The sequence below is a fragment of the Flavobacterium sp. RHBU_24 genome (genome assembly GCF_046613695.1).
GTDB lineage: Bacteria > Bacteroidota > Bacteroidia > Flavobacteriales > Flavobacteriaceae > Flavobacterium.
In genome coordinates this window covers 1-7008 of sequence record NZ_JBKJHD010000037.1, presented here as the reverse complement: position 1 = coordinate 7008, position 7008 = coordinate 1, and the positions used below count along the sequence as shown (strand labels likewise).

2 protein-coding genes are annotated in these 7008 nt (G+C 45.2%); one reads left to right on the top strand and one right to left on the bottom strand.

All coding sequences use genetic code 11. The features are described 5' to 3' along the window. Positions 1–73: 73 nt before the first annotated feature. The gene (locus ACLI09_RS17875; protein ID WP_411421014.1) at positions 74–970 is read right to left on the bottom strand and encodes a NifU family protein; all 897 of its coding nucleotides are present in this window, start codon (positions 968–970) and stop codon (positions 74–76) included. A 263-nt stretch (positions 971–1233) separates the two neighbouring features. On the opposite strand from ACLI09_RS17875, the gene ACLI09_RS17870 reads away from it, so the two are divergent. Next, positions 1234–7008, top strand: a 5775-nt coding sequence (locus ACLI09_RS17870; RefSeq protein WP_411421013.1) for a choice-of-anchor L domain-containing protein, incomplete at its 3' end; no start/stop codon positions are given.

The following is a 7008-nucleotide window of genomic DNA, read 5'->3' as shown; positions in this document are numbered from 1 at the left end:
AAATGTGGCCGTTTTTTGGTTTTACTATCAGATGGCTTCGTTACTTGCCATTATCTCGGAAAGCTATTTTTCGCTAAGCATTAATGGCTTCTACCTTAATATCATTATCGTTTAGCATGTCCTTAAGCATGTTCTCTATGCCGCTTTTTAATGTAAAGGTGCTGCTGGGGCAGCCGCTGCAGGCACCCTGTAGTATTACCTTAACGCGCTTGTCTGCCTCATCATAGCTTTCAAACGCAATGTTGCCGCCGTCGCCCTGCACTGCGGGCTTTACATATTCTTCCAGTATATTAATTATACGTTGCGATGTGGTATCCAGGTTGTCAAAATAGGTTTCCTGCTGCTTTTCGGCCTGCGGGAGTTTTTCTATCAGCGATTCGTCTATAACCGTATTGCCTTCTTCAATAAACTTACGGATAAACTCACGCACCTCTGCCGCTACCTCCTGCCATTCGGCCATGGCATATTTGGTTATCGAGATGTAATTCTCATCCATAAACACCTCTTTTATAAAAGGGAATGTAAATAACTCCCGTGCCAGTGGCGATGGTGCAGTCTGGTCAATATTTTTAAACTCGGCCATAGTTTTAGTAATTAGCTTGTTGCTTACAAACTTCATTACGGCGGGGTTAGGTGTACTTTCTACATATATGGTTACCGGTAGTTTCTTTTTAGCATCGGGTTCGTCTACAATGATGCCGCCGCTGTTTACAAATGCCTCAATTTGTTCGGCAACTTCGTCCTGAACATCCTCCCACTCTACAATAGAATATTTTTCAACCGCTATAAAATTGCCTGATATGTAAACTGTTTTTACAAACGGTAAAAAAAATAGCTTTTTAGCCATCGGGCTGTTTGCCGTTTCGTCGATATTTTTATATTCATAGTTGCCGTTTTTAGCAATAAAGTCGCTCAGTTCAAATTTTATGATGGCGGCATTTTGCGTAGGCCTTATAGTTACTGTTTGCATAGTATTAAATTTTAAGCAAATTTACGATAAAAAAAGATTAAAATAAGGTAGGGTATCAGGATACATAACTGTTAACGATTATGAGGAAGGACTGAAGATAATGTTGCAAAAAGCGCAAAGACTGGCAAACTTTGTTATTTTTTAAAATTTAACAGGCGTTGTGTATATGAATATTTATATTTGGGGATTATACACACTAACATTTCTTTACCATTTTTTAAAGAAGTTTTAAACTACACAAACAACAATACAAAAACTGCAATATGAGGAAGAATTTACTCATCAATTTACTATTTATTTTAACCGCCTTTGGACTTTATGCCCAAACTTCTAATATTGTTGTTACAAGCAATAATCCGGACCTTGAATACCAGGATGGCGAAGTAAATACCTTTGTATGGAGCGTAACAAACAATGGGCCGCAGGCCTTAACTAACGTTTATGTTACCTATCCTATACCATCTGGTATAACCATACCTACAAGCCCCGCACCTAATGGCGCGCTTACTTTTTGGTGGACCGGCAGCAATGGCTCTTCGGGTACTAATGTGGCGCTTAGCAATACTATAGCCAGCCTTGCGGTTAACCAAACGGTTACCTACACCATAAAAATTTACATACCTCATGAGTATGTTTTGCCGCTGCCCGGTTTTAAATTATCGGCCATAGAGGTGGTAAATACCGATAACCAGCTGTATTACACACCGGGCACGCCTTCGGTATATACAGTAACGGTTACTAACAACGGCCCCGATGACCAGTCTAACGTAACAGTTTTAAATACGTTTCCTGCTGCTGTTGTTACCGCAGGTATTACATGGTCTGCCAGCAATGGCGCTTCGGGAACCGGTAATATAAATAACTCTATTGCCTCGCTGCCTGCCGGTGCCACGGTAACGTATACCGTAACGGCAAATGTTCCTTCTAATTTTTCTGCAAGCCTTTCCAGCAACGTTTCCTATAGGCTAAGCAGTGGAAACGTAAATACATCCGGACAGTGCACCCAGTGTAATGATACCGATACCCGCATACCGCTTGCAAACGTGGTAGTTACTAATACTGATGGCCAGGCAACCTATATACCCGGCACAACCAATACCTATACGCTTACAGTACAAAATTCCGGCCCTGCGGCTGCAGCAAATGTGCATGTGCAGAACGCGATACCAGCCGGTATAACAAACTTTAGCTGGACAGGTAATGGGGCTTATGGTGTTAATACCGCTCTTGATAATACCATAACGTCGCTGCCTAACGGGCAGAGCGTAGTATATACTATAACCCTTGAAGTGCCTGAGGGCTTTACGGGCAACCTTGTTAGTACCGCCAGTGTTGCTACAACCGGCAGCCTTGATACCGATGTGTCATGCCCGGCATGTACCGATACGGATATTCCTGCATCAGGTGCTAATATAGTTGTAACTAATACAAACGGGCAGGCAAGTTATGTGGCCGGTGGCACTTCGGTTTATACCGTTACCGTTACTAACCAGGGCCCTGATGCTGCCACTAATGTTGTGGTAAGTAATGCCATACCGCAGGATATTACCGGTTTTTCGTGGGTAGGGAGCAACGGCTCTAACGGAATTGATACCCCTTTAAGCGATACCATTGCCGCTCTTGCCGTAGGCGAAACTGTTACTTATACCATTACAATAAATGTACCTGCTACTTATAATGAAGATTTGTTAGTGAGTACTGTTGCGGTTACATCAGATACAACAGACCCGGCCCCCGGCTGCGATAATTGTACCGATACCGACTATAACCCTGCGAACGCAGCCGATGTAGTAGTAGTAAATACTGATAACTCGCCCACCTATACAAACGGTAATACATCTACTTATACTGTTACTGTAACTAATAATGGCCCGGGCACGGCTACAAACATCCTGCTTACCTGGCCGGTGCCGTTTGGCGTATCTGACTTTGAATGGACCGGTAACGGTACATCAAACAGTACAGCCACAACTACAACGATACCATCACTGGAGCCTGGAGACTCAGTAGTATTTTCAGTAAGCTTTACAGCGCCTGATGATTATTATGAGCCTATTACGTTTACAGTAAATGTAAGCAGTGATAACGACCCCGATACCAGCTGCACGGCGTGCAGCGATACCAACACCAATGCCTTTCCGATTGCAGACCTGGTGGTGACCAACACGGACGGACAGGAACTGTACACGCCGGGTTCTCCTAATGTGTATACCATAACCGTTGTAAATAATGGCCCGGCGGCAGCACCTAATGTGGTGGTAACTGCGCCATTGCCCGCAGGTACTACCGTTGCAAGCTGGACAGGCAGCAACACTACTGCCGGTGCCGGCGAACTAAACACAACAATTCCATCATTGGCCGTGGGTGAAACCGTAACGTATACCTACACTGTAGATGTACCCGCTTCGGCTTCAGGGCCATATACTATAGAAGCAGCCGCAACCAGCGACGCTACAGATATTGAGCCCGCGTGCACAGCGTGTACGGATACAGATTACACCTTAGGTACCGCCGATCTCGAAACCGTAATTTCGCTGCCGGCATCGTCATATATTGCTGGTGCCGATGCCATTTATACCGTTACAATAACTAATAACGGCCCTGACGCGGCAGGCGATGTAGCCATAAGCAATACTGTGCCTACAGGCTTTACCGCAGCGCAGGTAACATGGTCGGGAAGCGATGGTTCTTCCGGCACCGGCGCGCTTAACAATACCATACCGGTACTTTTACCGGGCGAAATAGTTACGTATACCTACACCATAGCCGTGCCCAGCAATTATCCTGAAAATGATATTGTAAACAGTGTAGCGGTTACATCTTCTACTACCGACCCTACACCTGCCTGTACCACCTGTAGCATACTTGCTGTGCCAACCCCCAAGGCAAACCTTATTACGGTAAAGACCGATGGGCAAAGCACCTATATTATAGAAGACGAAGAGCAGGATGGTGAGCTTGTATACACCATTACCGTAACAAACGCGGGGCCAAGCGATGCCTATAATGTAAATATATTTGACCAGAGGCCTACCGGAATTGATAACATGACCTGGAGCAACGCTGATAACACCGCAAATGGCATAAGTACGTTAAACCAAACCATACCGGTACTGCCGGCAGGCGAAAGTGTGGTATATACGGTAACATTATATGTTCCGGATGATTTTACAGGTACACTTACAAATACTGCCGTTGTAACATCAGATACACCCGACCCTGACCCGTCTTGCCCTAACTGTAGCGATTCTAACACCAGGGCGGTAAACTATGTTACGGTTACTAAAAACCAGTTTACAGTACCACAGCTCATAGAAGACGTGCTAATTGACACCGATTGTGTTACCATACAAAACATAACCTGGAGCGCCGGCGATGTAAACAGTAATTTTGGTATCGGCTATTTTGAGGCCAATAATTCAAACTTCCCTATACAAAGCGGTATCGTTATCCGCAGCGGAAATGCTCTAAATACTGCCGGTCCTTATGTGAATGGGGCAAACCCCGTAGGTACTGACGGAACAGGAGCCGGAGGTACTGACACCCAACTGCAAGATGTAAGTGATGCCAGTGGGCAGTTCGATACTGTAAGCGATGTAAGTTACATACAATTTGAATTCGTACCCGTGTCTGACCATATGAGTTTCGACTTTCTTTTCGCTTCTAATGAGTATGGTACATTTCAATGCGGTTATAGTGATGTATTTGCATTCCTGCTATCGGACCTTACTGATTCAACGTTAATGACTGATAACAACATTGCTTTGGTACCGGGTACTGATACACCGGTATCGGTTACCAATATCAGGAACAGCCAGTATAACGGCCAGTGTGGATCTGCTAATGTGGCATTTTTTGGGCAATATAACCAAAGCAACCAGGCTAATGCCGCCATTAACATGATAGGGCAAACGGTAAAGATGACGGCCGAACATGATGTTATTCCAGGTCACGTCTACCGTATCAAGCTTGCCATCGGTGATTATATAGACCAAAACTATGACTCTGCCGTATTTCTTGAAGCGGGCAGTTTTGACATCGGGCAGCCTGAATTACCTACCGACCTTACCTTTGCTAATGGTGGGGCGATATGCTTTGGCGAAACCTATGATATAGTAGCAACTATAGAAAACCCTAACATGCTCGTAAAATGGCAAAAAGACGACCAGTGGATTTATAATACAGATGGCAGCTTTTACCAGGATGAAACCTATACAGTAACACAGCCTGGCAAGTATACTATTTTGGGCTACTTTGCCGCAAACCCCGAATGTTTTATAACCGATGATGTTATTGTAAATTATTTTGACGAAATTATTACCGGCGACCCCGAAACCCTCTTTACCTGTGGTAATGGGGGAAATACTGCCGTGTTTAACCTTAACGATAACATACCAAACCTTGAAGACGGTATGGTAGTAGAACCCGGTCTTTTGGAGTTTTATTTTTATACTACACTTGCAGCAGCGCAGAATAACGGTGTGCCCATATTTCCTACCAATACATTTTCAGGGACAGACGGCCAAACCATCTATGTAAGGATAAACGATTATGAATCGAGCTGTTATGATATTAAAACATTTACGCTTGATATTTTAGATTGTGATGTTCCTGTTACTCCTGTAAATCCGCTTGCAGTTTGTGAAGTGGCGCCTTTTGATAGTGAAGAAGTATTTAACCTTACTTCTCAGGAGGCACTGTTAATGAGCCAGTTTGATACACCTTCAAACTATACCATTACCTACCACAACAGCCAGGAAGATGCCGATACTGGTGAAAATGATATTACAAATCCGCAGGCCTATACAGGCACTACCGAAACCATATACATAAGGGTAGAATATAACGATTATGATTTTGTATTTGCTACCGAAACCCTGCAGCTTATAGTTAACCCTCAACCGCAACTCGAGCCATTTGATGATGTTAGTGTTTGTGACAGCTATACATTGCCACCTCTTACCCAGGGCCAGTACCGTACACAGTCTGGCGGGGGCGGAAATGTTTTGCCTGCCGGAGCCAGTATTGTCGCAACACAAACTATATATGTGTTTGCAAGTTCAGGTACAGCGCCATACACCTGTACCGATGAACAGAGTTTTACGGTAAGTGTATTTCCTTCGCCCGTTGTACCCCAGCCGGACGATGAAGAGGTATGCGATAGCTATACGCTTCCCGTACTTACGGTGGGCAACTACTTTACAGGGCCGGGCGGTACCGGCACCGCTTTGTTTGCGGGCAATGAAATTACCCAAACCGATGACATTTACATTTATGCCGAAAGTGGCGATGCAAACGTAACGTGTAATGACGAGAGCATGTTTACCGTAACGGTAAATTATGCACCGGTACTCACTGCTATCACACCACTTGAGTTGTGTGATGACGGCTCTCATGATTTGGTTGAAATATTTGACTTATCCGGCACTGGTCCTGAAAGTGTTAACAACCAGTCGGGTTATAACTATATTTATTATACCAGTGAGCAAGCTGCCAATACAGGCGGAACTGCTGGCCAGATAACTAACCCATTTGCTTACAGCAGCACTACCGCATCGGTATATGTGCGTGTTGCGGCTACCGGCGTTTCTACCGATTGTTATTCGGTAGGCGAAATTAGCCTCATCGTCCATGAAAAGCCCATCGTCCCCACCCTTTCCGACTATTTAGTCTGCGACGATACTGCCCCAGCGCAGGACGGCGTTGAGACATTTGATTTAACGAGCAAGAATGCTGAGGCTACGGCTGACCCTACGGACACGGTAACGTATTATACGGATAACGGTGATGCGCAGCTGGGCCAGAACGCGATTACCAACCCATCATCCTTCCAGAACACGCTTGCCGGGGAGCAAACGATATGGGTGCGTGTAGAAACAGTTAACGGCTGTGCGGACACGGGCAGTTTTAAGCTTATCGTAAACCCGCTGCCGCTTGCTGATCTGGGCAGCCCTGTATTCTATGCCTGTGAGGAAACCCCGGGCCAGGGATTGTTTGACCTTGATGAGATCGACCCGGTTATTACGGGCGGGCAGCCG

What these genes read in the sequence shown, in the direction of transcription:
- ACLI09_RS17875 (WP_411421014.1), bottom strand. Translation starts at nt 970, where the DNA reads ATGCAAACAGTAACTATAAGGCCTACGCAAAATGCCGCCATCATAAAA.